Source organism: Aliivibrio sp. S10_S31, from assembly GCF_014694495.1.
Lineage (GTDB): Bacteria > Pseudomonadota > Gammaproteobacteria > Enterobacterales > Vibrionaceae > Aliivibrio > Aliivibrio fischeri.
In genome coordinates, this window is sequence record NZ_JAAUWR010000010.1 from 71130 (window position 1) to 93033 (window position 21904).

At 38.5% G+C, this 21904-nt stretch carries 22 protein-coding genes; 20 read left to right on the forward strand and 2 right to left on the reverse strand.

Annotated elements, in window-relative coordinates; all coding sequences use genetic code 11:
- Positions 1 to 131: 131 nt before the first annotated feature.
- Positions 132 to 2225, forward strand: a complete 2094-nt coding sequence (locus HC728_RS10425) for an HD domain-containing phosphohydrolase (protein WP_065623544.1) — start codon at positions 132 to 134, stop codon at positions 2223 to 2225.
- Between the two features lie 174 nt (positions 2226 to 2399).
- Here the strand turns inward: HC728_RS10425 and HC728_RS10430 are convergent, their stop codons facing one another.
- The gene (locus HC728_RS10430) at positions 2400 to 3221 is read right to left on the reverse strand and encodes a formate dehydrogenase accessory sulfurtransferase FdhD (protein WP_190395447.1); all 822 of its coding nucleotides are present in this window, start codon (positions 3219 to 3221) and stop codon (positions 2400 to 2402) included.
- Between the two features lie 147 nt (positions 3222 to 3368).
- Here HC728_RS10430 and HC728_RS10435 point away from each other — a divergent pair, with 147 nt between their 5' ends.
- The 19 genes from HC728_RS10435 to HC728_RS10530 all read left to right on the forward strand — a co-directional run bounded on the left by HC728_RS10435 (position 3369) and on the right by HC728_RS10530 (position 19641).
- A complete protein-coding gene (locus tag HC728_RS10435; RefSeq protein WP_005419342.1) occupies positions 3369 to 3827 on the forward strand; it encodes a DUF3305 domain-containing protein in 459 nt (152 codons plus the stop codon).
- On the forward strand, positions 3808 to 4326 hold the full coding sequence (locus HC728_RS10440) for a DUF3306 domain-containing protein (protein ID WP_190395448.1): 519 nt from the start codon (positions 3808 to 3810) through the stop codon (positions 4324 to 4326). Before HC728_RS10435 ends, HC728_RS10440 begins: the two co-directional genes overlap by 20 nt.
- A gap of 203 nt (positions 4327 to 4529) precedes the next feature.
- Positions 4530 to 6206 carry a 4Fe-4S dicluster domain-containing protein gene (locus tag HC728_RS10445; protein ID WP_190395449.1) on the forward strand — a complete coding sequence of 559 codons (1677 nt, stop codon included), beginning with the start codon at positions 4530 to 4532 and terminating at the stop codon, positions 6204 to 6206.
- A gap of 4 nt (positions 6207 to 6210) precedes the next feature.
- A complete protein-coding gene (locus HC728_RS10450) occupies positions 6211 to 6813 on the forward strand; it encodes a molecular chaperone (protein ID WP_011261957.1) in 603 nt (200 codons plus the stop codon).
- Positions 6814 to 6897: 84 nt separating this feature from the next.
- Positions 6898 to 7095, forward strand: coding sequence for a twin-arginine translocation signal domain-containing protein (locus HC728_RS10455; RefSeq protein WP_005419337.1), 198 nt, complete (start codon positions 6898 to 6900; stop codon positions 7093 to 7095).
- Between the two features lie 12 nt (positions 7096 to 7107).
- Positions 7108 to 9963, forward strand: coding sequence for a formate dehydrogenase subunit alpha (locus tag HC728_RS10460; protein WP_005419336.1), 2856 nt, complete (start codon positions 7108 to 7110; stop codon positions 9961 to 9963).
- A 13-nt stretch (positions 9964 to 9976) separates the two neighbouring features.
- Positions 9977 to 10585 carry a formate dehydrogenase FDH3 subunit beta gene (fdh3B, locus tag HC728_RS10465; RefSeq protein ID WP_005419330.1) on the forward strand — a complete coding sequence of 203 codons (609 nt, stop codon included), beginning with the start codon at positions 9977 to 9979 and terminating at the stop codon, positions 10583 to 10585.
- A gap of 16 nt (positions 10586 to 10601) precedes the next feature.
- On the forward strand, positions 10602 to 11624 hold the full coding sequence (locus HC728_RS10470; protein ID WP_190395450.1) for a formate dehydrogenase subunit gamma: 1023 nt from the start codon (positions 10602 to 10604) through the stop codon (positions 11622 to 11624).
- Positions 11625 to 12182: 558 nt separating this feature from the next.
- Entirely contained in the window at positions 12183 to 13295 is a 1113-nt protein-coding gene (locus tag HC728_RS10475) for a DUF4236 domain-containing protein (RefSeq protein ID WP_190395451.1), read from the forward strand.
- A gap of 90 nt (positions 13296 to 13385) precedes the next feature.
- Positions 13386 to 14279 (forward strand): hypothetical protein, encoded by an 894-nt coding sequence (locus tag HC728_RS10480; RefSeq protein WP_190395452.1) that lies wholly within the window; start codon positions 13386 to 13388, stop codon positions 14277 to 14279.
- Between the two features lie 193 nt (positions 14280 to 14472).
- Positions 14473 to 15225 (forward strand): nucleotidyltransferase, encoded by a 753-nt coding sequence (locus HC728_RS10490; protein ID WP_190395454.1) that lies wholly within the window; start codon positions 14473 to 14475, stop codon positions 15223 to 15225.
- On the forward strand, positions 15222 to 15980 hold the full coding sequence (locus HC728_RS10495) for a DUF6602 domain-containing protein (RefSeq protein WP_190395455.1): 759 nt from the start codon (positions 15222 to 15224) through the stop codon (positions 15978 to 15980). The genes HC728_RS10490 and HC728_RS10495 overlap by 4 nt, the downstream gene beginning before the upstream one ends.
- A 90-nt stretch (positions 15981 to 16070) precedes the next feature.
- Complete coding sequence (locus HC728_RS10500) at positions 16071 to 16616, forward strand: hypothetical protein (RefSeq protein WP_190395456.1); 546 nt, start codon at positions 16071 to 16073, stop codon at positions 16614 to 16616.
- Between the two features lie 152 nt (positions 16617 to 16768).
- Positions 16769 to 17356, forward strand: a complete 588-nt coding sequence (locus HC728_RS10510; protein WP_190395479.1) for a cold shock and DUF1294 domain-containing protein — start codon at positions 16769 to 16771, stop codon at positions 17354 to 17356.
- 246 nt (positions 17357 to 17602) lie between these two features.
- Positions 17603 to 17737: a hypothetical protein gene (locus HC728_RS20290; RefSeq protein ID WP_065603232.1), complete on the forward strand. Its 135-nt coding sequence runs from the start codon at positions 17603 to 17605 to the stop codon at positions 17735 to 17737.
- A 36-nt stretch (positions 17738 to 17773) separates the two neighbouring features.
- Positions 17774 to 18241 (forward strand): NUDIX pyrophosphatase, encoded by a 468-nt coding sequence (locus HC728_RS10515; protein WP_065603230.1) that lies wholly within the window; start codon positions 17774 to 17776, stop codon positions 18239 to 18241.
- 22 nt (positions 18242 to 18263) lie between these two features.
- A complete protein-coding gene (locus tag HC728_RS10520; RefSeq protein WP_041941411.1) occupies positions 18264 to 18602 on the forward strand; it encodes a type II toxin-antitoxin system RelE/ParE family toxin in 339 nt (112 codons plus the stop codon).
- Positions 18599 to 18883, forward strand: a complete 285-nt coding sequence (nadS, locus tag HC728_RS10525; RefSeq protein ID WP_017019613.1) for a NadS family protein — start codon at positions 18599 to 18601, stop codon at positions 18881 to 18883. Before HC728_RS10520 ends, nadS begins: the two co-directional genes overlap by 4 nt.
- A 365-nt stretch (positions 18884 to 19248) precedes the next feature.
- Positions 19249 to 19641, forward strand: coding sequence for a hypothetical protein (locus HC728_RS10530; RefSeq protein WP_012533080.1), 393 nt, complete (start codon positions 19249 to 19251; stop codon positions 19639 to 19641).
- Between the two features lie 45 nt (positions 19642 to 19686).
- On the opposite strand, the gene HC728_RS10535 is transcribed toward HC728_RS10530, so the two are convergent.
- Positions 19687 to 21732, reverse strand: a complete 2046-nt coding sequence (locus tag HC728_RS10535; RefSeq protein ID WP_190395458.1) for a tetratricopeptide repeat-containing diguanylate cyclase — start codon at positions 21730 to 21732, stop codon at positions 19687 to 19689.
- Between the last annotated feature and the right edge of the window lie 172 nt (positions 21733 to 21904).

Here is a 21904-nt window from a genome sequence, read left to right on the forward strand (position 1 = left end):
TATTGATTGATAGGTGCAATAAATTCCATTATACATTTGCAGAGTGCTTTGTTAGTGTGCGTTTTTTGCACTTATTTGTGTTTATTGATTGTTATGGTGTATGCAAATTGAAACGAATTTTCGTTTTTATCATGTGTGTTTTTTCTTCATTTGTTTATTCAATGGATTTAACAAAGGAAGAGCTGGTATGGATACAAAATAATAAAGATTTCGTTTTTTATAATGATGATTATAATTCAAGATTATTTTTTATTGAGGATGGGGCACCAAAAGGACTTTACAGCAACCTAATTAAAGATATTAACAAAAAACTCAATACAAGCTTCCAGCTAAAAGTAAAAGACATTGATGATTTACATGCAATGTTTGATCGTTTAGAAAAAGGCTCTTATTTAGACTTTGCTGATACAGAAAGTAGAAAAGAAAACTATTTTTTTGTACCAACATTGTACCGTGTGAGCACCAAAGTTTTTTATAAAAACACGGATCAAATTATTGATCTTGTAAGTTTAAATAATAAGAAAATTGGCCTAGTTGAAGATTGGTTTTCTACTACGAATTTTATTGAGCAATACTCTGACTCTATACAATATACGCCAGTAAAATTTGCGGATGTTAATTCACTGATAAACGCTCTTAATTCCGGGGAGATTGACGCTTTTGTTGCTGATACACAAGAAATAACAGACAAAGCATTTCCGACATTAAACTTACCAAGGTTGAATAACTTATATACGTCATTTGCAATACCAAAATCGCAATCTGAGTTGTACAGTATATTAGTGAAATACTTTACAGAGTTGAAATCTGAAGAAGTAAAAGAGTTTGTTAAACAATCCCGTGAAGATTATTTTTTGTATCTTTTTAAAGGGAATAATGAACTTAAAGGAGCAAGCATCAGTGTTGGTTATGGCGTTAATGAGTTTCCTGCAAGCTACTTAGTTAATGAAGAGTATCACGGCATTGCACCTACGTTGTTCGACAGTATTAAGCGAATATTTAAAGATTCGGTCACCTTTACTGAGCCAAGTGTTGGCGAGTGTAAAGATTATGATGTTTTATTATCAACATTTGAAAATGAGTGCATCACAGATAAATATTTTCTAACAAAACCGTATTACAGTTTTGAATTGTCAGTATTTAATAAGTTAGAAGGAAACTTTATATCTCGTATTGCAGATATAAACTACTCGACGGTAGGGATGTTGAAAAATGCTTATTATTACGACTATATAAAAAACAATACGTTAAATGTGAAAATGGTCTTTTTTGATACTTTTGAAGAGATCATTGAAGCAATCGATGACGGACGAGTTGATTATGCTTTTGGTGACCAACGTTTATTAATGAATCATACCATCAACCATGACATGTATGATTTAAAAACCGCAGGAACCTTGACCAAAATATTCTCTGTGTATATCGCAGTAAAGAAAGAGCATGAAGCGCTATTTAATGCCATTAATTTGATATCAACATCATCAGATAATGAACGTTTGATTAAAAACATCTATATCAATGAGAATGAAAAGTATCAGAAAGATGATTTTTGGCTATTAATTGCAATTCTACTTGTCAGCTTATTTATCATTGGCGTGTTGATAGCTCGTGTTTATATAGAGAAAAAAGCACAAGCTCGTCTTTTAAGAATGAACGAATCATTGATTGGTTCATTGGAGATGGCCTCGTTATACAGTGATGAAGAAACCAGTGAGCATAACAAGCGAATCAACGTATATTCTGAGCATCTTTCTAAGTTATTGAAAATGCCAAACTCGTTTGTAGAAGACATTCGTATGATTGCTTCGCTGCATGACATTGGAAAGATTGGTATACCTCATTACATATTGAAGAAACCGGGAAAACTGGATTCAGATGAATTCGATGTAATGAAAAAACACGTAAACATTGGTTATGAGATTATCAAGAATACTGACTTGAGTTTGATAACTAAAAACATCGTGCTTTACCATCATGAAAAATGGAATGGTAAAGGGTACTTGAGTTTAGTGGGTGAAGAGATACCGATTGAAGCTCGAATTGTAAGTATTGTGGATGTGTATGACGCATTACGACAAAAGCGTATTTACAAAGAAGGCTTTACCCATGAAGTAGCGATTAAGATCATCGAAGAAGAAAAGGGCGTTTCTTTCGACCCTAAGATAGTCGATATATTCTTAGAGCACCATGAAGAGTTCAGAGCTATTTTTGAGAAAAATCAATAGATAAGAGCAGGGGCTAGTCTTGAGGGGCTAGTGGCGAGTGAGAGCAGGGACGAGTAACTGCTTTTAGCTCTCACTCGTCCCTGTTCTTTTCTAGCCCCTAGTATCTGCTTTCGGCTCTTACTTGTCCCTGTTTTTCTAGCCCCTAGTCCCTAGCTTTTAGTCCCTAAGCTCTACTTAACCTTTCACATCAAATTTGATTTTTTCATGTCCAGCAAATACTTGGAAACGCTTACCTTTTGCACGAGCAATAATGGTAATGCCAAATTTTTGAGCTAAGTCTAACCCCATTTGAGTTACACCAGAGCGTGAAAGCAGAACAGGAATACCCATCTGAGCGACTTTAATAACCATTTCTGACGTTAAACGACCAGTGGTGTAGAAGAGTTTGTCATCACCAGCTTCTTGTTTTAACCATAGCTCACCAGCTAAGGTATCAACTGCGTTATGGCGACCTACATCTTCCACAAATGAAAGCACTTTATTGTCTTTGCACACTGCACAGCCATGAACCGCACCCGCAGCTTTGTAAGTATCGTTGTGATATGTCAGCGCTTCTAATGATTCATAAAGATCAGATTGATTGATAGTTACTTGTGGTACTTGATAGTTTTCAAGTCGCTTCATTACGTTGCCATACATGGTGCCTTGACCACAACCTGACGTAACCGTCTTTTTCTTCAAGTTTTCTTTAACGTGTTCAGTGGTTTCTTTCGTATTTACAGCAGCCGTTTTGGTTTCCCAATCAATAATCACCGATTCTAAAAGAGAAGCATCAGTAACAAAATGTTGGTTCTTTAAGTACCCTAAAACCAACTCAGCAGGGCGAGCGCCAAGGGTCATTAACGTTACGACTTCTTGCCAATTCAGCATTACGGTTAAAGGTTGTTCACATGCGATCTCTTTTGTTAGCTTTTCACCATATTCATCATAAACATCAACAGAAATGGTTTGTTTTGGTACAGTGCCAGTAGTAATTATTTTAGGTGATTGGCTCAAAGTAAGCTCCAAATGAATGAGATTTGATTATTTATCTAGGTTAGGCAAATTTTATACCATAGAGTAAAAAAAGAAAGCGTGGTTGGTACAAGCTTTGCTTTAGAGTATAAATAGCAATACAAAACTTCATCAAAAGAAGGATAACTTGTGGAACAGAAAACAGAAAACAAATGGCCATTACAATTTGAAGTGATTGAAGAAATCAAACAGGTTGGTCGTTGGAGTGCACCATCATGGCGACTTGGTGATATTCATCTTTATGAGAAGGTAAATGAGACACAAGATAATGTTTCACTGTTTGAGCGTGATTTAGAAATTTTCCGCGATGAAAGAACGGATTATCGTTTCAATCTAAGCTCACAAGATCCTAAATTGTTCTTTGCTTTTGAAAACGATAATGACCAACTAACACCAGTTATGATCACTGCATCACAAAGTATGATCGGACAATATATGGATGGTGATTATTTAGTCCTTTCAACAGCAATGCCGTTACCGATGCAAGCATGGTTAGAAGCTTATATTGGTAAACACGGTGAGTTATTAGAAGTTCGTAAGAAAAAACGTAAAGGTGCGGGGCGCGCAAGTGAGCAACTTCCTAAGTAGATGGTCTTTAAGAAAACAAAAGGTTAAGCAGGGTGAAGAAGTCAGTGATGAGCCAGTATTAACTACTGAATCAGACACGGTAGAAGATTCACAAGCCCTTGTTGAGCCTAGTGTTGCTGTTGAAAGAGAAAGCGAAACTGAGATAGAGTCTGAACTGCCTACCGAAGCAGATTTAGTCACTATCACAGGTACAAGTAACGTCAGTCAATTTATGGCTGAAGGCGTAGACAAAAACTTGAAAAAAGCAGCACTTCGTAAGATGTTTTTGAATCCTGAATTTGCGATGGAAGATGAGCCAAACTACTCAACACCACCAAAACTGGACAGTGAAACAGCAAGCAAGTTACGTGAATGGTTAGTCGAGCCTGAAGAAGAAAAAGAGGAGATTTCAGACGAAGAAATCGCTCTTGATACTGATGCTACAAATGAAAATGATAATGAATATCAATACGTTAATGACGACGATATTGACCCAAGTGAGACAAAAAAGACCATATAAAGAATCGGGACATTTTGAACCAAGTTGCGACAAAATGTCCCGGATAAAAATAACTCCCGCCAAATAGTCTAAATAATCATCAATTCAACCTATTAATATTTCTCATAATTAGCCATTAAGTTGGTACGGATATTGCGATATAGAACCTATAAACCAGTCATAGAACTGAATAGGCCCGAGTGGGGTCAAGAATAGGTGAAGCAATGTTAACCCAATTTTTAGCACAATCAGAAACAACGAATGCCAAAGCGCGTAAGTTCGCTATTGAGCAAACCGTTGAGTTAAACAACTTGATCCCGCCAACGGTGAGCTACGAAAGCCGTGGTAACTTGGTCATTATCGGGCCTACGAGCATCATTGTTGATGTAGCAGAGCAGTTCTCTGAATTAAACAGCATCACATTGGTATCGACAGAATCAGATACTCAAGATAAAAAAACGGACAAAACCGTTTATCACGCAAAAGAGGTCACCATTAAAGGCTTCTTAGGTGCGTTTGATGTTGAGTGCGTGGTTAATGGTGAGCGAGTAAACCTTGCTAAAACAACCATCGGAAAAACCGCTTTTGATTTAGTTTTAGATATGAAACTAGATAGCGTGATGAAAGAACAAGTGCCAGTACCGGGTTACTACCCAGTAGGCCGTGGTTATCCAACACTTGCACAAGTGCTTGATGAGTTACCGGGTCTTGTTGGTACGTTTGATAAACCAAAATACTTTCGCTTAAATCCAGAGTTATGTGCGCACAGTTCACGTGGCGTAAAAGGGTGTGAGCGTTGTGTTGATGCTTGTCCTGCTGGCGCATTAACCAGTGAAGGTTCAGATCAAACGGGTCACCATATCCAAATTAACCCATACCTTTGCCAAGGTGTTGGTACATGTGCAACCGCGTGTCCAACAGAAGCGATCAGCTACGCATTACCAGAAGCAGAGAAAACGCAAAACTTTGCAACTCGCTTATTAGCAAACTACAAAAAAGAGGGTGGAGAGACACCTATCATCGCATTTTGTAGTGATCGCCACGAGAACTTCAATGTAATGGCACTGAAAACCATGCCAGACCATGTTATTCCAGTGGTTCTTGATGAATTATTGTCTGTTGGTATTGATACATGGTTCTCTGCACTAGTGAATGGCGCAGCGCAAGTTCTGTTTATCGCAAGTCGCAGAATGCCAGAAACCATTCAACGTGTATTAACACAAGAAGTGGAAATTGCTCAGGCTTTCTTATCTCAACTAGGTTTAGATCCTCAACGAATCCAAGTGGTTTACATGGAAGCGTTAAATGAGATGACACTGATTGATACGCCGCTATCTGTAATGGATGCACCTTTAAAAGGTAACAAGCGTGAGCGTCTAATGGGTGCATTGGATCACCTTGCTGCCGATTCAAAAGCAAACCAAATTGAAATCACAGAGATCCAATCTCTACCATCACACGCACCATACGGAACAATCAGTTGCGAAACTAAAGATTGTACCTTGTGCATGGGTTGTGTCGCTGTGTGTCCAACACGTGCTCTTCATAGTGATCCAGATTCACCAACACTGAAATTCGTTGAGCAAGATTGTGTTCAATGTGGTCTTTGCGTAAGTGCTTGTCCAGAAAAAGTGTTAAGCATGAAAGTGCAAATGAACTGGAACCAAGAGACACGTCAAGAAACACAAATTGTACATAAAGAAGACGCGGCATGCTGTATTACCTGTGGTGCGCCTTTTGCTCCAGCATCAATGATTGAAATACTACGCTCTAAGTTACAGGGTAACCCTCACTTCAACGATGAAGCATCAATTAAACGTCTATATATGTGTGAAGATTGTCGAGTTCGAGACATCTTTACCGATTTGTCTGCAAACCCTGAAAAACAGTTAAAGGTGTAATGGCATGAATGAACAACAACAAATTCGACAAGAAATCTACGGTTTATTAGCGCATTTATACCGAGTAGCACCAGATCAAAATGTGATTGATTGGTTAAGTGGTATTGAAGTCGAAGGCGATGACAGCCACGAAATGAGCAAAGCATGGTCTGTGATTTCAGATGCAGCAAAAAATTCAGAACAAGAAGCACTAGAAGATGAGTATCAAAACTTATTTATTGGTGTAGGCCGTGGTGAAGTGATGCCGTTTGGCTCATGGCACATGGCTGGTGCATTAATGGAAAAACCATTAGTCGCATTACGACAAGATCTAATGCAGCTTGGTTTCGAGCGTGCAGAAGAAGTAAAAGAGCCAGAAGATCATATTTCAGCACTATGTGAAGTAATGGCTATGCTTATCGAGTCAGGTGATGCAGAAGTTCTGCAACAGCGATTCTTTAATCGACATATTCAACCTTGGTTTGTTTCACTTTGTGATCAAATTACACAGGCTGAACATGCAAATTTCTACAAATCGGTAGTGAGTTTGACTCTGGCGTTTTTCAGCGTAGAGCAAACACGATTTGCTAAGAACCCAAATGAAATTGAAATTACAGAAGTGCAATAGTACGTAAATCAATTCATTTAACGAGAATTAGAACCATAAAAACAAAAGCCCATTCCAAATACATTGGAATCATAGGAGCATTGAATGAGCGATAAAAAAACGGACCTAAACCGCCGTAACCTACTGAAAGGCCTTGCAACTGCTGCTGCCGCAGGTTCAGTAGCCGCAGCGGTATCTGGTACTGCAAATGCAAACACAGTAGCGGAAACTAAAAACGTTGAGAAAAAAGGCGATGGATATCGTGAAACTCAACACATTCGTGATTATTACGACAGCCTATAACGGAGCATAATAATGAAACTGACTAAACGTTCCGATTCGGTACAGAAGCAAGAGAACCAACTGGGCATTACACGTCGTATGTTCATGCGTACTTCAACAATTGCTGCGGGTGCAGTAGCAAGTGCAAGCATGTTTGTTCCAAGCATGATGAAAAAAGCACAAGCGAAAGAAGTGCCAGTTGATGCACCTACAGAAGTGAAACGTACTATCTGTTCACACTGTTCAGTAGGTTGTGGTATCTACGCTGAAGTACAAAATGGCGTATGGACTGGTCAAGAACCAGCATTTGACCACCCATTCAACGCAGGTGGTCACTGTGCAAAAGGTGCTGCACTTCGTGAACATGGTCACGGTGAGCGTCGTCTAAAATACCCAATGAAGCTTGAAAACGGTAAGTGGAAAAAACTGTCGTGGGAACAAGCGATCGAAGAAGTGGGTAACAAAGCACTTGAGATCCGTAAAGAGTCAGGTCCTGATTCAGTTTACTGGTTAGGTTCTGCAAAACACAACAACGAACAAGCATACTTGTATCGTAAAAACGCAGCAATGTGGGGCACAAACAACATTGACCACCAAGCGCGTATTTGTCACTCAACAACTGTAGCCGGTGTAGCAAACACTTGGGGTTACGGTGCGATGACAAACTCATTCAATGACATGCACAACTGTAAGTCAATTCTGTTCATTGGTTCAAACCCAGCAGAAGCGCACCCAGTAGCAATGCAACATATTCTGATCGCAAAAGAGAAGAACAGTTGTAAGATCGTTGTTGCTGATCCACGTCGTACACGTACAGCAGCAAAAGCTGATCACTATGTTGCATTGCGTCCGGGCTCAGATGTTGCTTTCATCTGGGGTGTACTATGGCATGTATTTGCAAACAAATGGGAAGATCAAGAATTCATTAACCAACGTGTATTTGGTATGGATGAGATCCGCACAGAAGTTGCAAAATGGAACCCAGCAGAAGTTGAGCGTGTAACAGGCATCACTGAAGCTGAAGTTTACGAAACAGCAAAACTGCTTTCTGAAAACCGTCCAGGTTGTGTTGTTTGGTGTATGGGTGGTACTCAACATACAACAGGTAACAACAACACACGTGCATACTGTATCCTAGAACTTGCTCTTGGTAACATGGGTAAATCAGGTGGTGGTGCAAACATCTTCCGTGGTCACGATAACGTACAAGGTGCAACGGACTTAGGTGTTCTTTCTGATACGCTTCCTGGTTACTACGGTGTTGGTGAAGGCGCATGGAAACACTGGTCTAAAGTATGGGAATTGGATTTCGAGTGGGTGAAAGGCCGCTTCGACCAAGGTAAATACAACGGCAAAACGCCAATGAATAACTTTGGTATTCCTGTATCTCGTTGGGTTGATGGTGTTTTAGAAGACAAAGCAAACATCGAACAAAACGACAATATCCGTGCAATGTTCTACTGGGGTCACGCAGTAAACTCACAAACACGTGGTACTGAAATCAGAAAAGCAATGAGCAAGCTGGATATGATGGTTATTGTAGACCCATACCCAACGGTTGCAGCGGTAATGAACGACCGTACTGATGGTGTATACCTACTACCAGCAACAACGCAATTTGAAACGCACGGTTCTGTAACGGCATCAAACCGTTCATTCCAATGGCGTGAAAAAATCGTTGAGCCACTGTTTGAATCAAAACCTGACCACGAGATCATGTACCTACTAAGTAAAAAACTTGGTTATGCAGATCAACTGTTCAAAAACATTCAAATTGATGAAAACAACCAACCTGTAATTGAAGACATCACACGTGAATTCAACAAAGGTATGTGGACAATCGGTTACACAGGTCAAAGCCCTGAGCGTATTAAAGCGCACACACAAAACTGGCACACGTTCCACAAAACAACGCTAGAAGCAGAAGGCGGCCCAGTAAATGGTGAAACCTACGGTCTTCCTTGGCCTTGTTGGGGTACACCAGAAATGAAGCACCCAGGTACGCATATCCTTTATGATACGTCTAAACCTGTAGCTCAAGGTGGCGGTAACTTCCGTACACGTTTTGGTGTGGAATATGAAGGTCAAAGCCTACTAGCTGAAGACAGCTACCCAGTAGGTTGTGAAATCGAAGATGGTCACCCAGAATTCACTGACAAACTGCTTAAACAACTAGGCTGGTGGGACGATTTAACACCAGAAGAGAAAGTAGCAGCAGAAGGTAAAAACTGGAAAACTGACTTATCTGGCGGTATTCAACGTGTTGCTATTAAACACGGTTGTATGCCATTTGGTAATGCAAAAGCGCGTGCAATTGTATGGACGTTCCCTGACCGTGTTCCACAACACCGTGAGCCGTTATACACACCACGTCGTGATCTTGTTGCTGATTACCCAACATGGGATGACCGCGCTGCGAACTTCCGTATTCCAACGCTGTACAAAACAATTCAAGACCAAGATAAGTCAAAAGAATACCCAATTATTCTGACTTCTGGTCGTCTTGTTGAGTACGAAGGTGGTGGTGAAGAAACACGTTCAAACCCATGGCTAGCTGAACTTCAACAAGAAATGTTCGTTGAAGTTAACCCGAAAGACGCAAACGACATCGGCTTTAAAGACGGTGACATGGTTTGGGTTGAAGGTGCAGAGAAAGGTCGCATTCACGTTAAGGCAATGGTAACTCGTCGCGTTAAGCCTGGCTTAGCATTCGTACCATTCCACTTTGGCGGTAAATTCCAAGGTGAAGACTTACGTAATAAATACCCAGAAGGCACTGATCCATACGTTATTGGTGAAGCAGCAAACACAGCAACCACTTATGGTTATGACCCTGTAACGCAAATGCAGGAAACCAAAGTGACACTATGTAAAATCACAAAAGCGTAAGGGGTGATATAAAATGGCTAGAATGAAATTCTTATGTGACACCAAGCGTTGTATCGAATGTAACGGCTGTGTCACTGCATGTAAAAACGAAAATGACGATGCTCTAGAATGGGGCATTCAACGTCGTCGCGTAGTAACACTAAACGACGGTGAACCAGGTGAAACATCAATCTCAGTAGCATGTATGCACTGTACTGATGCGCCATGTAAAGCAGTATGTCCTGCAGACTGTTTTGAACACACAGAAGACGGCATCGTACGTCACAACAAAGATCTTTGTATCGGTTGTGGTTACTGTCTGTTTGCTTGTCCATTTGGTGCACCTCAGTTCCCTAAACAGGGTGCATTTGCTGAGCGTGGTAAAATGGACAAATGTACATTCTGTGCTGGTGGCCCAGGTGTAGAACCAGGTTCTAAAGAAGAACGTGAGAAATACGGTGCAAACCGTATCGCTGAAGGTAAATTACCAATGTGTGCTTCTCTATGTTCAACAAAAGCACTATTGGCTGGTGATGCAGAGAAAGTATCTGACATCTTCCGTCAACGTGTAGTTGAGCGTGGCGCGAAAGACGCAGGTTGGACTGACGGTGAAGATCTTGCGTTTGATGCGACTAAGAGCTAATCCGGTGGAGAGAGTGATGTTGAAACAATTAAAACGTCTTTCTCTTTCGTTATTGCTGCCGCTAATGGCAGCATTAACGCTTTCATTTGCTATGCCAAGCATGGCAAATGAGAGTGCAGCCGCGAAGAGCGCAGAGAAAGAAATGACCCAACTTGCTGGCGCAGATATCTGGCGTGAAGTAAGAGCAGGTCAAGAAGGCTACACAACTTCGCAATGGCCTGAACATGGCGTACTTATTAGTACGGCAGGCGAAACGTGGTTTGTACTAAAAGAGAAGTGGATGTCACCATTAGGTGCACTTGCTATTTTTGGTAGTTTAGTAATGGTAACACTGGCGTACTTTGTCGTTGGTCCATTAAAACTAAGCAAGCCAAAAACAGGCCGTAAGATCAAACGTTGGTCTCGTATGGATCGCGCCTTACACTGGAGCATGGCATTTAGCTTTTTAACTCTAGCGTTCAGTGGTTTATGTTTAGTTTATGGTAAACACTTTTTAAAACCGATTTTACCAAGTGAAATCTGGGGCATGATCATTTATGCCGCGAAGCAATACCACAACTACATGGGACCGATCTTCTTTATCCTACTAATGTGTGTACTTCTGAAATGGTGGAGAAAATCTATCTTCAACAAGACAGACATTCAATGGTTCATGAAAATGGGCGGCATGGTGGGTAAACACAAAGGTTCACACCCATCAGCAGGTTTCTCTAATGGCGGTGAAAAAGCAATTTACTGGTTACTAATTGTATTCGGTACTGTTGTTGCTTTCAGTGGTTTTGTTTTAGATTTCCCAATGTTCGGCCAATTACGTCGTGACATGGAGCTATCTAACCTTGTGCATATGCTATCAGCACTTATCCTGATCTGTGGTTTCATCTTCCACATCTATATCGGCCTGTTCGGTATGGAAGCGGGTCTAGATGGCATGGTAACCGGTGATGTTGATGAGACATGGGCAAAAGAGCACCATGACTTATGGTATCACGAAGTGAAAGACCTTCCTGAAAACCAACCACAAGATAAGAAAGTAGACTAAATAAGTTAATCACTTTTATTGTCATAAATTCAAAAGCCGAGCAGGGTAACTTGCTCGGCTTTTTTGTGTCTGATGGTTAGTGAAAGAGAACGCGTACAATTTATTGTTAATATTATCAGTAGTTTAGGTTTTGATAAAAATGAGGTTTTACAAGCAAAACAAGAAAAAAGGAAATGAAACCTACCCATTAAAGGGTATGATGTGTGAAAGAAGAGTTTGAGCTAACCGCATAAAACGATAGCTTACAGCTCTGCTATCAATATGAATAATTTGTAGTGTTGATTTATTAAAGTTTAGAAAAAGTCTAGCTGTCTCAATAGAATAACTCGCGACAAATGTGATAGGGAAGTATAAGACTTTTGTCATAGAAGGAGCGTTAGGTTTACAGTTAAGATTCAAATGAAGAAGCTATGAATAAGCCGGGAGGCATTTAAGAATATATTGAGTGGACAACTGAGAATGTTTGTTCTCAGTTTGATGTTTTAGGTTAGGTGGCAGCATTGCTCACCACTTAGCGCGGCGTTATGCCACAAAAGTGTCTTTAAGTTCGGAGAATATATGGGACTCTACATAAGAAAGAGTATCAGCGTTGGTCCATTTCGTTTCAATTTGTCAAAATCTGGATTTGGTGTTTCAGCAGGTGTTAAAGGCTTGAGAGTTGGAACTGGCCCAAGAGGTAACTATGTCCGCATTGGAGCAAATGGTATTTATTATCGCTCGACTATTCCTATTGGTTCTCAGGAAAGAATTGTCGACAACACTATTCACCCCAACTATCAAGAGTCTTTCGAAGCTCCGACTCATGAACCACTGAAAGAAATCGAGTCAGCGCATGTTTCTCAGATAGTAGATTCTTCTTCAGCAGAGCTGCTAAAGGAGCTCAATGATAAACAAAAAAAATCTAGTTTATGGCCTTTTATTTTTATTCTATTCTTCGCTGTTGCTTTTGGAATTAATAATGCCGAACTTCCTAAATGGGTTGTCGCTTTGACTATTATGTTTGGGATTGTTTCTACTTGGATTTGTTATACGAGAGACATGTTAGCTAAGACAACAGTACTTTTCTATGACTTTGACTCCGAAATAGAACTTGCTTATGACAAGCTGTTTTCGGCAGCGGAACAAATGGCAAAAGCTAACAAATGTTGGCATATATCAGCTTCAGGCAAAGTCCTTGATAAAAAATATCATGCGGGTGCAAGCAATCTTATAAATCGAAAGCCGACATCGATTATGATCTCTGAACCTCCTCGATTAAAAACAAATGTGAGGACAGTTTCTATTGCAGTAGGTCGTCAAACACTACATTTCTTTCCTGACCGAGTGTTGGTCTATGACACTACAGGTATTGGAGCTGTGAGTTACCAAGACTTGGATGTGATGGTCGGAGATAAAAAATTTATCGAAGACGAATCAGTTCCTGCTGATGCATTGATCGTTGATAAAACGTGGAAATACGTAAATAAGTCCGGTGGACCAGACCGCAGGTTTAAAGATAACCATGAGCTACCAATTTGCCTGTACCAGGAAATGTCATTCACAAGTCAATCAGGTCTTAATGAGTTAATTCAATTATCAACTCGAGGACCAGCGGAAAAGTTTAAAGCCTCTCTAAATTGTTTAGCTGTAGTTCTTCCAAGAGAAATTGACAGCGATAAAATTGCGGCTTAATAACTTGTTTAATAGTGATTCGCAATACGTGGTGTTTTTACTATGCGTTGTTTTAGTGGTTAAGGTGCTATGAGGAGGCTTCAGTATTGCGTGCCTAACACCTTAACAAAGTGTGAAGCATTTAGAGGAGTTGATACATTAATGAACGGTTGTATGTTTTGTGGTAAGGACCCAGATACAAAAGAGCATGTAATACCTCAGTGGATGCATCGTAAATATGGTATTAAACATTCAAAGCTAAAGATCAGAAATGACTCTGAAGTTAAATACATCAATGAGGTGTTACCGGCTTGTAAGGCGTGTAATGGAATAAGATTTTCTCAAATAGAAGATAAAATCAAAAATGGTGATGCAACAGAACAAGAATTATTTGTATGGGCGTTAAAAATTTATGTTGGCTTGAATTTAAAGGACTCACAATTCCCTGAAGATAGGAAAGACAAGTCAAAAAGCATGGTGTTGACTTATGAGGAGGTTTTTAGGGGAATAGAATTTGCAAAATCAATTTTAGCGAACTTTGGAAATCTAGGTTTTAGCCTTTATCCAGCTCCATTTGGGTCAGTTATTATTACTGAACTACCAGATTATATAGAGCCGTCATTTGCATTAAGTAGTATAGGTTATCCTTATAATGTTATAACGATCATCATAAATGATAAGCAACTTTTGACTGTAATTTTAAATGATTTTGGATTGGTAAAAAAACAAATACTAAACGATGGTAAAAAACATGGAGAGCTTTTGGAGCTAATATTCAAAAGAAGTGTTGATTCAGAGGAGCATTTTACGGCAAATAATTATGCGCAACAGGCAACATTCTATTACTCAAAGTTAAAGGCTCAGATGACGATTCCTAAAAGAGTGTCAATTTCTAACAAGCGGGTAGCGGCAATGTTATTACCCAAAAAAGTGAAACCTTCAAAACTTACAAGTGAATTCATTGTTGCTGATTTGACTAAAAAGTTGTTTAAGATAAATATCTAACAAACTGTTTAAGAGTGATTCGCATCGCGTGGTATTTTCACTATGCATTGGTTTTAGTGGTTAAGGTGGTATGTGGAAGTTTCGTATTGTGTTGTTCACACCTTAACAGGACGTTAGTTTATCAAATAACCATACTTTAAATGTGTTATGTGTCACCCTGTATGGTTAGGGGGGCATATTAATGGGAACTAAAATGACAGCTGATCAATATTTAAGAAATGTACTTGTTAAGTACGCCGTCGATTCATCTCTAGCGGAAGAATATAAAACAAAGTTTGAGCCATATATCCGTGATTGGGCAAATGGGTGTCTTTGTGAATTGAAAATCTCAGGTTCTGTTCGCAAGGGGACGGCGGTCGCTAATGGTACGGATGTGGATTTATTTATTTCGTTGACCTCAACTACTAACAATACACTTAGTGAAATTTATAACTCGTTGTTCGATTACATGAAAGGTAAGGGTTTCAACGTACGTAAACAAAATGTTTCTATTGGTGTGGATTTTAACTCCGACCAAATCGATCTCGTTCCAAGTAAGCGTCAAAGTCAATATGGTAACGACCATAGTCTTTATGTGAGTAAAAAAAGTACATGGACGAAGACTAATATTGAAACGCACATATCCCAAGTTGCTAATTCTGGACGTCTAGAAGAAATAAAATTAACGAAAATTTGGAGAAATCTACACAATCTAGATTTCCCTTCGTTTTACTTAGAGCTAATGGTCATAGATGCACTTAAATATAGCACTAAGGGTAATGTGGCTACTAACTTCATGAACGTTCTAAATTATATCTCGCAAAACATTACTACCGCTGTATATATGGATCCTTCCAATACTAACAATTGCATCTCGGACCAAATTTCGTACCAAGTTAAATCAGAGATTGCCCAACAAGCCAAGTCCAGTGCTTCTAAACAATATTGGGAGAACATTGTATCGTGAGTAGTGTAGCTAAAGCGTTATCAGAATCAGACGGAAAGGAATTCCTCAAACAGTCATTTTCGATGCAACAAACAGTGCTTAAGTCACAGTTAGATTTATCTGCAGCTACTATTACTCATAACGGTGTAATGGGAGATGTTAATGAACAGCATTTTATTGATATCATAAGAAGATATCTGCCTGATAGATATGCCGTAGACACTGGTATTGTTATTGATGCTCTAGGTAAAACAAGTGATCAAATTGATGTGATTATCTACGATAATCAATACACACCAACTTTGCTTGACCAGCAAGGTCATCGGTTCATTCCGGCAGAATCAGTTTATGCTGTTCTCGAGGTAAAGCCAAAAATCAACAAAGGTTATCTTGAATATGCTGGAGAAAAAGCAAAGTCTGTTAGAGAACTACAACGGACTAGCGTAGGTATACCTCATGCAGGTGGAGTTTATCCACCTAAGCCTTTATTTGATATTGTAGCAGGAATTGTTGCTACTGATATCGAGTGGTCTGATGGGTTCGGTGGAACTTTTGAACGTAATTATGCAGAGTTGACTGATTTAAATAAGTTAGATTGTGGTCTAGCAGTATCAGGAGGTTGTTTTGATGCTTTTTCAACTGAAGGTGGGCTTAATTATGGGCCAACAGATAATTCACTGATCTATTTCCTATTCAGACTGTTACAAAAGCTTCAATCTTTGGGAACCGTATCAGCTATCGATTGGAATGCATATGCTGAGCAATTAATAACCTAACAAACTGTTTAAGAGTGATTCGTAACGCTTGGTATTTTTAATTATGCGTTGTTCACACCTCAACAGTGCGTTAAGCGACAAGGGTGAAATATGATAGAAATCGATGTTGAAAGAGTAAAGCCAGTCGTAAGTAAGACAGTGACAGACACTGCTGAAAAAATGGAGTCAATTCATAGCTCATTTTGGGATACAAGGATAGATGTTTGTAAAGCATTACTCACGATTACTAGTGCAGTACTAGTTGGTACTATTTCATTCTCTGGTTCGTTAATAGGTCCGGGTAAAGAAGAAATGGTTTGCTATCAAGCGTTAATTTCCTCTTGGGGCTTTTTCGTATTATCGATTATTGCGGCTGTATTAAGTCTCTGGTGTTCTTACCACCTTAACTCCTACAAGGTTCTTTTCTTCAATAGTAAAGGGATTATCGGGGAAAGGCTTAGGGCTATAGGTCCCCAAGAAAATAAGAAAAAACTAACTGGAGCTCTTGATGAAGCTGTACTTGATTTAACATCGCAAACAATCAACTCTTTGAAAAACTATGATAAGTGGTCGCACTATTCGACAGCTACGCAATTGGTAATGTTTGTTCTTGGGGTCATTTCTTTTCTGGTTTTTGGCGTTGTACAAATCGCTTAACAAATTGTTCAAGAGGGATTCGCAACGCGTGGCATTTTTTTATGCGTTGCGCTTAGTGTTTAAGGTGGTATGCAGAGGCTTCGACATTGCTTTGCTCACACCTTAACCGAGCGTTAGCTCACAAGCGAATATTTATAGAGTAGTGGAAAATGATGAAAGGTAGAGTTGTAGAGTGGAATGACTCAAAAGGTTATGGATTCATTTCTGCTTTAAATGGTGAGCTGAAGGTTTTCCTTCATATTTCAAAACTAAAAAACAAGAATCGTCGCCCTAAGATTGGTGATGAAGTTAGCTTCGATATAAATGAAGAAATAAAGGGACGCTTCAATGCAAATAATGTATCAATTGCGGGTGTAAATACTATCCCGTCAACGATAATGTTTTGCTTTATTTATCTTGTTTTAGCGAGCGTTGCACTTGCCATGTTTAATGGTGAAAAGATGCTTCTAGTATTATATTTAGGGATGTCTTTACTAACATATGCAATGTATGCAGTTGACAAGAATGCAGCGGAAAAAGGTAACTGGAGAACACCAGAAAACACTCTTCATGTGTTGTCTTTGTTAGGAGGTTGGCCTGGAGCATTGTTTGCACAAAATCAATTTCGCCACAAATCAAAAAAACAGCCTTTTAAAACGATCCTGTGGATCACCATTTTTATGAATATCGGCGCTTTTGCTTGGACATTTACCTCATCAGGAACGATGTTTGTGCAAAATATTATTGGCAACGTACTTTAGTGGTTGTTGTGAGATATTGACTAACAATCTGTTTAAGTAATTCGCAACGTGTAGCATTTTTACTATGCGTTGCGTTTAGTTTTTAATGCCGCATCTTTTCTCTCTACTTCAAACAAGTAGTTTTTATCCCTCAATAGACTTTAACTTCTCTAAAATCATGGCTACTTAGCATAAATCACTTTCAGGTTTATAAATTTTACCAATGGTTTGGTAGAGTTATGATTCTATGTTCAAGGAGGGTTTCAAATGGGAACGGTAATAGGCTTACTCATATTAATTGCGATAGATTGGTATTTAGTTCGTAAAACAGGGCTTCATATACACAAGTTTATTTCTAAGAAATATGCCGAATATTTACAAAACAAAGAAAAAAATAAATAGGTTTGTGTTGTTCACCATTTCAAACTCGAGGTAAATATGATCCCACTAAGTTCGTCTGTTGTGTCTGGTGTGGCGTTATCAAAAATTGATGGCGAAGTAAAAATGCTACTCATGAAAAGAGTAAAGGGTGGCTTTTGGTGTCATGTTGCTGGCTCAATTGAACAGGGTGAAACGGGTATTGATGCAATCGTTCGTGAGTTTAAGGAAGAGACTCAAATTGACGTTTTAAATTTATATAATGCTCAGTATCTAGAACAATTTTACGAAGCCAGTGTTAATGTTATTCAACTCATCCCTGTTTTTGTTGTGATGTGTCCACCACAGCAAGAGGTGGTGCTAAATGAAGAACATACCGAATATAAGTGGTGTAGTTTAGAAGAAGCACTTGAGTTAGCTCCATTTCCAAATCAGCATGCGGTGTTTAAGCATGTGTGGTCGTATTTTGTAGAAAAGCCCGTTAATGCCCTTTATCGGGTAGATGTAAGCAGAACTTGCCAGAAGTAATCCATTGGCTTACACTGAGCTTATGCATACTATCGTTGAATTACCCGAATACAAGAAACGAGTTGAGAAACTCCTTTCTGAAGATGAGAACAAACAAATCATCAGTTATCTTGCAGAGCATCCTAAAGCAGGTGTATTAATGCAAGGTACTGGTGGAGTTCGTAAGCTGAGATGGGCGAAAGAAGGCGGTGGAAAAAGTGGTGGTGTAAGAGTTATTTATTATTATCATAATGAAGATATACCACTGTTTATGCTTTCACTCTTTGGAAAAAATGAGAAAGCAAATCTATCCAAAGCTGAATGTAATGTTCTTAATAAATTAACCAAAATACTTGCAGATAATTACAGGAGACAATCATGAGTAGTGCATTTGAGAGTATCCAACAAGGCTTAATGGAAGCAATTGAGTTTGCTGAAGGTGAAACTAAAAGTGCGACAGTCCACAAATTTTCTCCTGTTGACGTTAAAGCCGTTCGCAATAACATAGCAATGACTCAAGCTGAATTTGCATCTACTTTTGGTATTAGCTTAGGAACGTTACGTCATTGGGAACGTGGAGATAGAACGCCTAGAGGTCCAGCTTTGGTGCTATTAAATGTACTCGCTAAAGATCCTAAAGCTGTAATTAGGGCGCTTGCGTAATCAATACATAACAAACGATTGTATTATCAAAATACACCTAAAAGCCGAGCAGGGTAACTTGTTCGGCTTTTTATATTTAAATGAAGCCAAAATATTACTATCAATACTGTAAAAGTGTTTTGTGTATTCACGGTATTGTGAGTGCTTTTAATCTCAAAACATCGCTCGTTTAACCATCATTTTCGTATTATGAGCTTATGTTTGTTATTACAACAGGTTACGTAAGAATGTTTTACGTTTTGGTCATATTGTTCGTGTTTTAAATATAGTTAAACTCTTTTCCATGCTTTAGAGGTATTACCTTTTAAATATCAGTGGCCTACTGGTATGTAAAGTTTGGATATAATTACAAAGAGAATATTAATATGACAACATTGACTGAAAAATCAGGCATCACGCTGATTAAATCTGGTAGCTTTAAACTGAATGATCTTAGCCAATTATTAAATGAGCCTGGCTTAAAAAGTGATATGGCAGAAGTAGCAGTAACAAATAACACCAACGCATTAACGATGGGACACTTTACCATGTCTCCGGGTGTTGAGTTTGAATACTTTTATGATTCAGTTGAATACAAAGTAATTACTAAAGGCAAGATCGTTGTTCGTGACGTTGCTGGTAATAAATACGTTGCAGAAGTAGGTGATGTGCTTCTTTTCTCACCTGATGTAACGGTAATTTTTGATGCAGAGAGTGATGGTGAGGCAATTTACACGGCGCACCGTCAAGCTGCAGAAGACTTTGCTCCTGCTAAATAATGCATGATTTAAAGCCTGTGTAATTACAGGCTTTAAACATTATGATTAAATATCATAAAAGTGATTGCTCTGGTTTCTGCCATTATTTTTAGAGTAATACAGCGCCTTATCGGCTTCGATGATCGCCTTTTCATTGTTTGAATCATCTTCTTTATTAATAGAGTAGGTGGTAATACCAATACTCAAAGTGATAAAGGAAGAGACATCAGAACTCTCGTGAGGAATAGATAGAGAAGTAATACAGGCTTGAATTTCTTTGGCCATCTGTATTGATTCTGCTTTATTGGTATTTTTCATCACAATAATAAATTCTTCACCGCCAAATCTTGTAAGAAAGTCATTTTCTTTACAGCTTTCTTTTAATGCCTTAGCGACAGCGATTAATGCTTCATCACCTTTTTTATGACCATAGGTGTCGTTGTATTTTTTAAAGTAATCAATGTCTATCATCATGACAGAGCGAATTGTTAAATCTTGCTTATTCTCTAATAGATGAAGTTCTAATGCTCTGCGGTTGGGTACTGCAGTTAAACCATCCGTTAAGCTCAGATCATGCAATTTAAGATTAAGTGCGTTGATCTCTTTGTTTTTATTCATCAAAATTCGGGCGAAAGCGGCAATAACGATCAAAATACAAAGAAGGAAACCAGAGAAGAACATGATCTTACTGGCGTTTCTTTCAAGTTGTAAAATCCTATTTTCTTTCTTTTTATTATCGAAAGAGTGAAGTAAAAACTGCGTTTGTGCTTGGTTATTATCATTCAACTGTTTGGTTTTTACTGCGTGGCTTTTTGCTAAATACAAAGCCGCTTTTTGATAGTCTTTTTGTTTTTGATAAGCATCATATAAGTAGAAATACGTTTCATCTTCTAGGTAAAACAGTTTACGTTGTTGAATCGCATCTTTGGCTAAAGTGTGGTGATAAATAGAGTCATCATACAAACCTAAGTGATTGTATACCTTGCCATAAGTGTTATATAAGGTGACATCAAAATGATAAAAGCTGTTTGAAAGCCCATTTTTATGGCGCTCATTGGCTTGGGTTAGCAGCATGAGTGCTTCTTTCGCTTTTCCTGTAATCGATAGGTATTCAGCTTCTAGCAATAATTGGTTTGTTTGAAAATTCTCTTTAACAATGGAGTCTTTTTGTATTCTTAGGAGTCTCGCAGCTTCATCTAAATAATACTTTGCATTTTCCATGTCGTTGATTTGAAGATAAGCACTATATAGTTTGTATACGATGTAATAGGCTTCATCAGGCTCTGTGTGGTTATTTTTGTTCTGATATTCAAGTGCTTGCGTTAATTGGCGAATCGCTTCGTCATAGTTTTTTAAAAATAGATAATCGATACCAATATCCGTTAAGGTGTAAACGATATCGCTATACTGTTTTTTCTCTATGTAAATATTTAACGCTTTTAATTTAAAATCAATGCCGAGAATGGTTTGGTTATTGTTCCAGTAGGAAAGGCCAAGGATGAAATAAACGTTCTCCATTTCTGGGTATTTGATTTTTTGTGCAAATTCGAGTGTTTTTTTGGCTTGCTGAATACTGAGTAAACTGCCTTGTTCTACGTGTGCAAGATCATACGTTCGACCTAATGAGATCGAAATGAAAGCACGACTATAGTCTTGATTTGAATTAAATAAATTTTCTGCATTTTGGTAGCTAAGTTTCGATCTTTCATATTGATCTTGTTCTATTTCAATATAACTTCTTTCATAGTAAAAACGAGACAATACATGCGAAGGAAGTGCCGGGTAGATGTATTGTTGAGCATGATTAAAATGCTTTTCAGCCAAATCAAATTGATTGTTGGCAGAGGCGATATAACCTTTAAGAAATTCTATATAGAAGGTATCTGATTTGTTTGCTTTTAACCTTGCGTGTTGAGAGACAACAGACTCTAAATAATCCAGATTTTCACCACGTCGGGCTGATTGAATGTTAAGGATTAATTCAATGGCTTTTTTAATTGAAGGTGATTCTTTAGTTGAATGTACAGATGCATCTTCTGATAAAAAGGTAATAGAAAGAATAACAATTAAAATAAGAGAAATCAGCGAAGCTGTTAAAAGCTTTAAGTTCATGCAGGAATATCAAAAAAAATCAGTATTATTTATTTTATCAATAGAATTGATATAAATATACATTCAGATCTTATTATTGAGAGGGTATTTTTACTGTTATGTGACGGCTGGCAGATTAAAGTAGTTCTGCGAATAACCCATTTCATTGAATTGTTTAAAAAACGAGTGCTCA

What these genes read in the sequence shown, in the direction of transcription:
- HC728_RS10425 (WP_065623544.1), top strand. Translation starts at nt 132, where the DNA reads ATGTGTGTTTTTTCTTCATTTGTTTATTCAATGGATTTAACAAAGGAA.
- HC728_RS10445 (WP_190395449.1), top strand. Translation starts at nt 4,530, where the DNA reads ATGTTAACCCAATTTTTAGCACAATCAGAAACAACGAATGCCAAAGCG.
- HC728_RS10450 (WP_011261957.1), top strand. Translation starts at nt 6,211, where the DNA reads ATGAATGAACAACAACAAATTCGACAAGAAATCTACGGTTTATTAGCG.
- HC728_RS10455 (WP_005419337.1), top strand. Translation starts at nt 6,898, where the DNA reads ATGAGCGATAAAAAAACGGACCTAAACCGCCGTAACCTACTGAAAGGC.
- HC728_RS10460 (WP_005419336.1), top strand. Translation starts at nt 7,108, where the DNA reads ATGAAACTGACTAAACGTTCCGATTCGGTACAGAAGCAAGAGAACCAA.
- fdh3B (WP_005419330.1), top strand. Translation starts at nt 9,977, where the DNA reads ATGGCTAGAATGAAATTCTTATGTGACACCAAGCGTTGTATCGAATGT.
- HC728_RS10470 (WP_190395450.1), top strand. Translation starts at nt 10,602, where the DNA reads ATGTTGAAACAATTAAAACGTCTTTCTCTTTCGTTATTGCTGCCGCTA.
- HC728_RS10475 (WP_190395451.1), top strand. Translation starts at nt 12,183, where the DNA reads ATGGGACTCTACATAAGAAAGAGTATCAGCGTTGGTCCATTTCGTTTC.
- HC728_RS10490 (WP_190395454.1), top strand. Translation starts at nt 14,473, where the DNA reads ATGACAGCTGATCAATATTTAAGAAATGTACTTGTTAAGTACGCCGTC.
- HC728_RS10500 (WP_190395456.1), top strand. Translation starts at nt 16,071, where the DNA reads ATGATAGAAATCGATGTTGAAAGAGTAAAGCCAGTCGTAAGTAAGACA.
- HC728_RS10510 (WP_190395479.1), top strand. Translation starts at nt 16,769, where the DNA reads ATGAAAGGTAGAGTTGTAGAGTGGAATGACTCAAAAGGTTATGGATTC.
- HC728_RS20290 (WP_065603232.1), top strand. Translation starts at nt 17,603, where the DNA reads ATGGGAACGGTAATAGGCTTACTCATATTAATTGCGATAGATTGGTAT.
- HC728_RS10515 (WP_065603230.1), top strand. Translation starts at nt 17,774, where the DNA reads ATGATCCCACTAAGTTCGTCTGTTGTGTCTGGTGTGGCGTTATCAAAA.
- HC728_RS10520 (WP_041941411.1), top strand. Translation starts at nt 18,264, where the DNA reads ATGCATACTATCGTTGAATTACCCGAATACAAGAAACGAGTTGAGAAA.
- nadS (WP_017019613.1), top strand. Translation starts at nt 18,599, where the DNA reads ATGAGTAGTGCATTTGAGAGTATCCAACAAGGCTTAATGGAAGCAATT.
- HC728_RS10530 (WP_012533080.1), top strand. Translation starts at nt 19,249, where the DNA reads ATGACAACATTGACTGAAAAATCAGGCATCACGCTGATTAAATCTGGT.
- HC728_RS10535 (WP_190395458.1), bottom strand. Translation starts at nt 21,732, where the DNA reads ATGAACTTAAAGCTTTTAACAGCTTCGCTGATTTCTCTTATTTTAATT.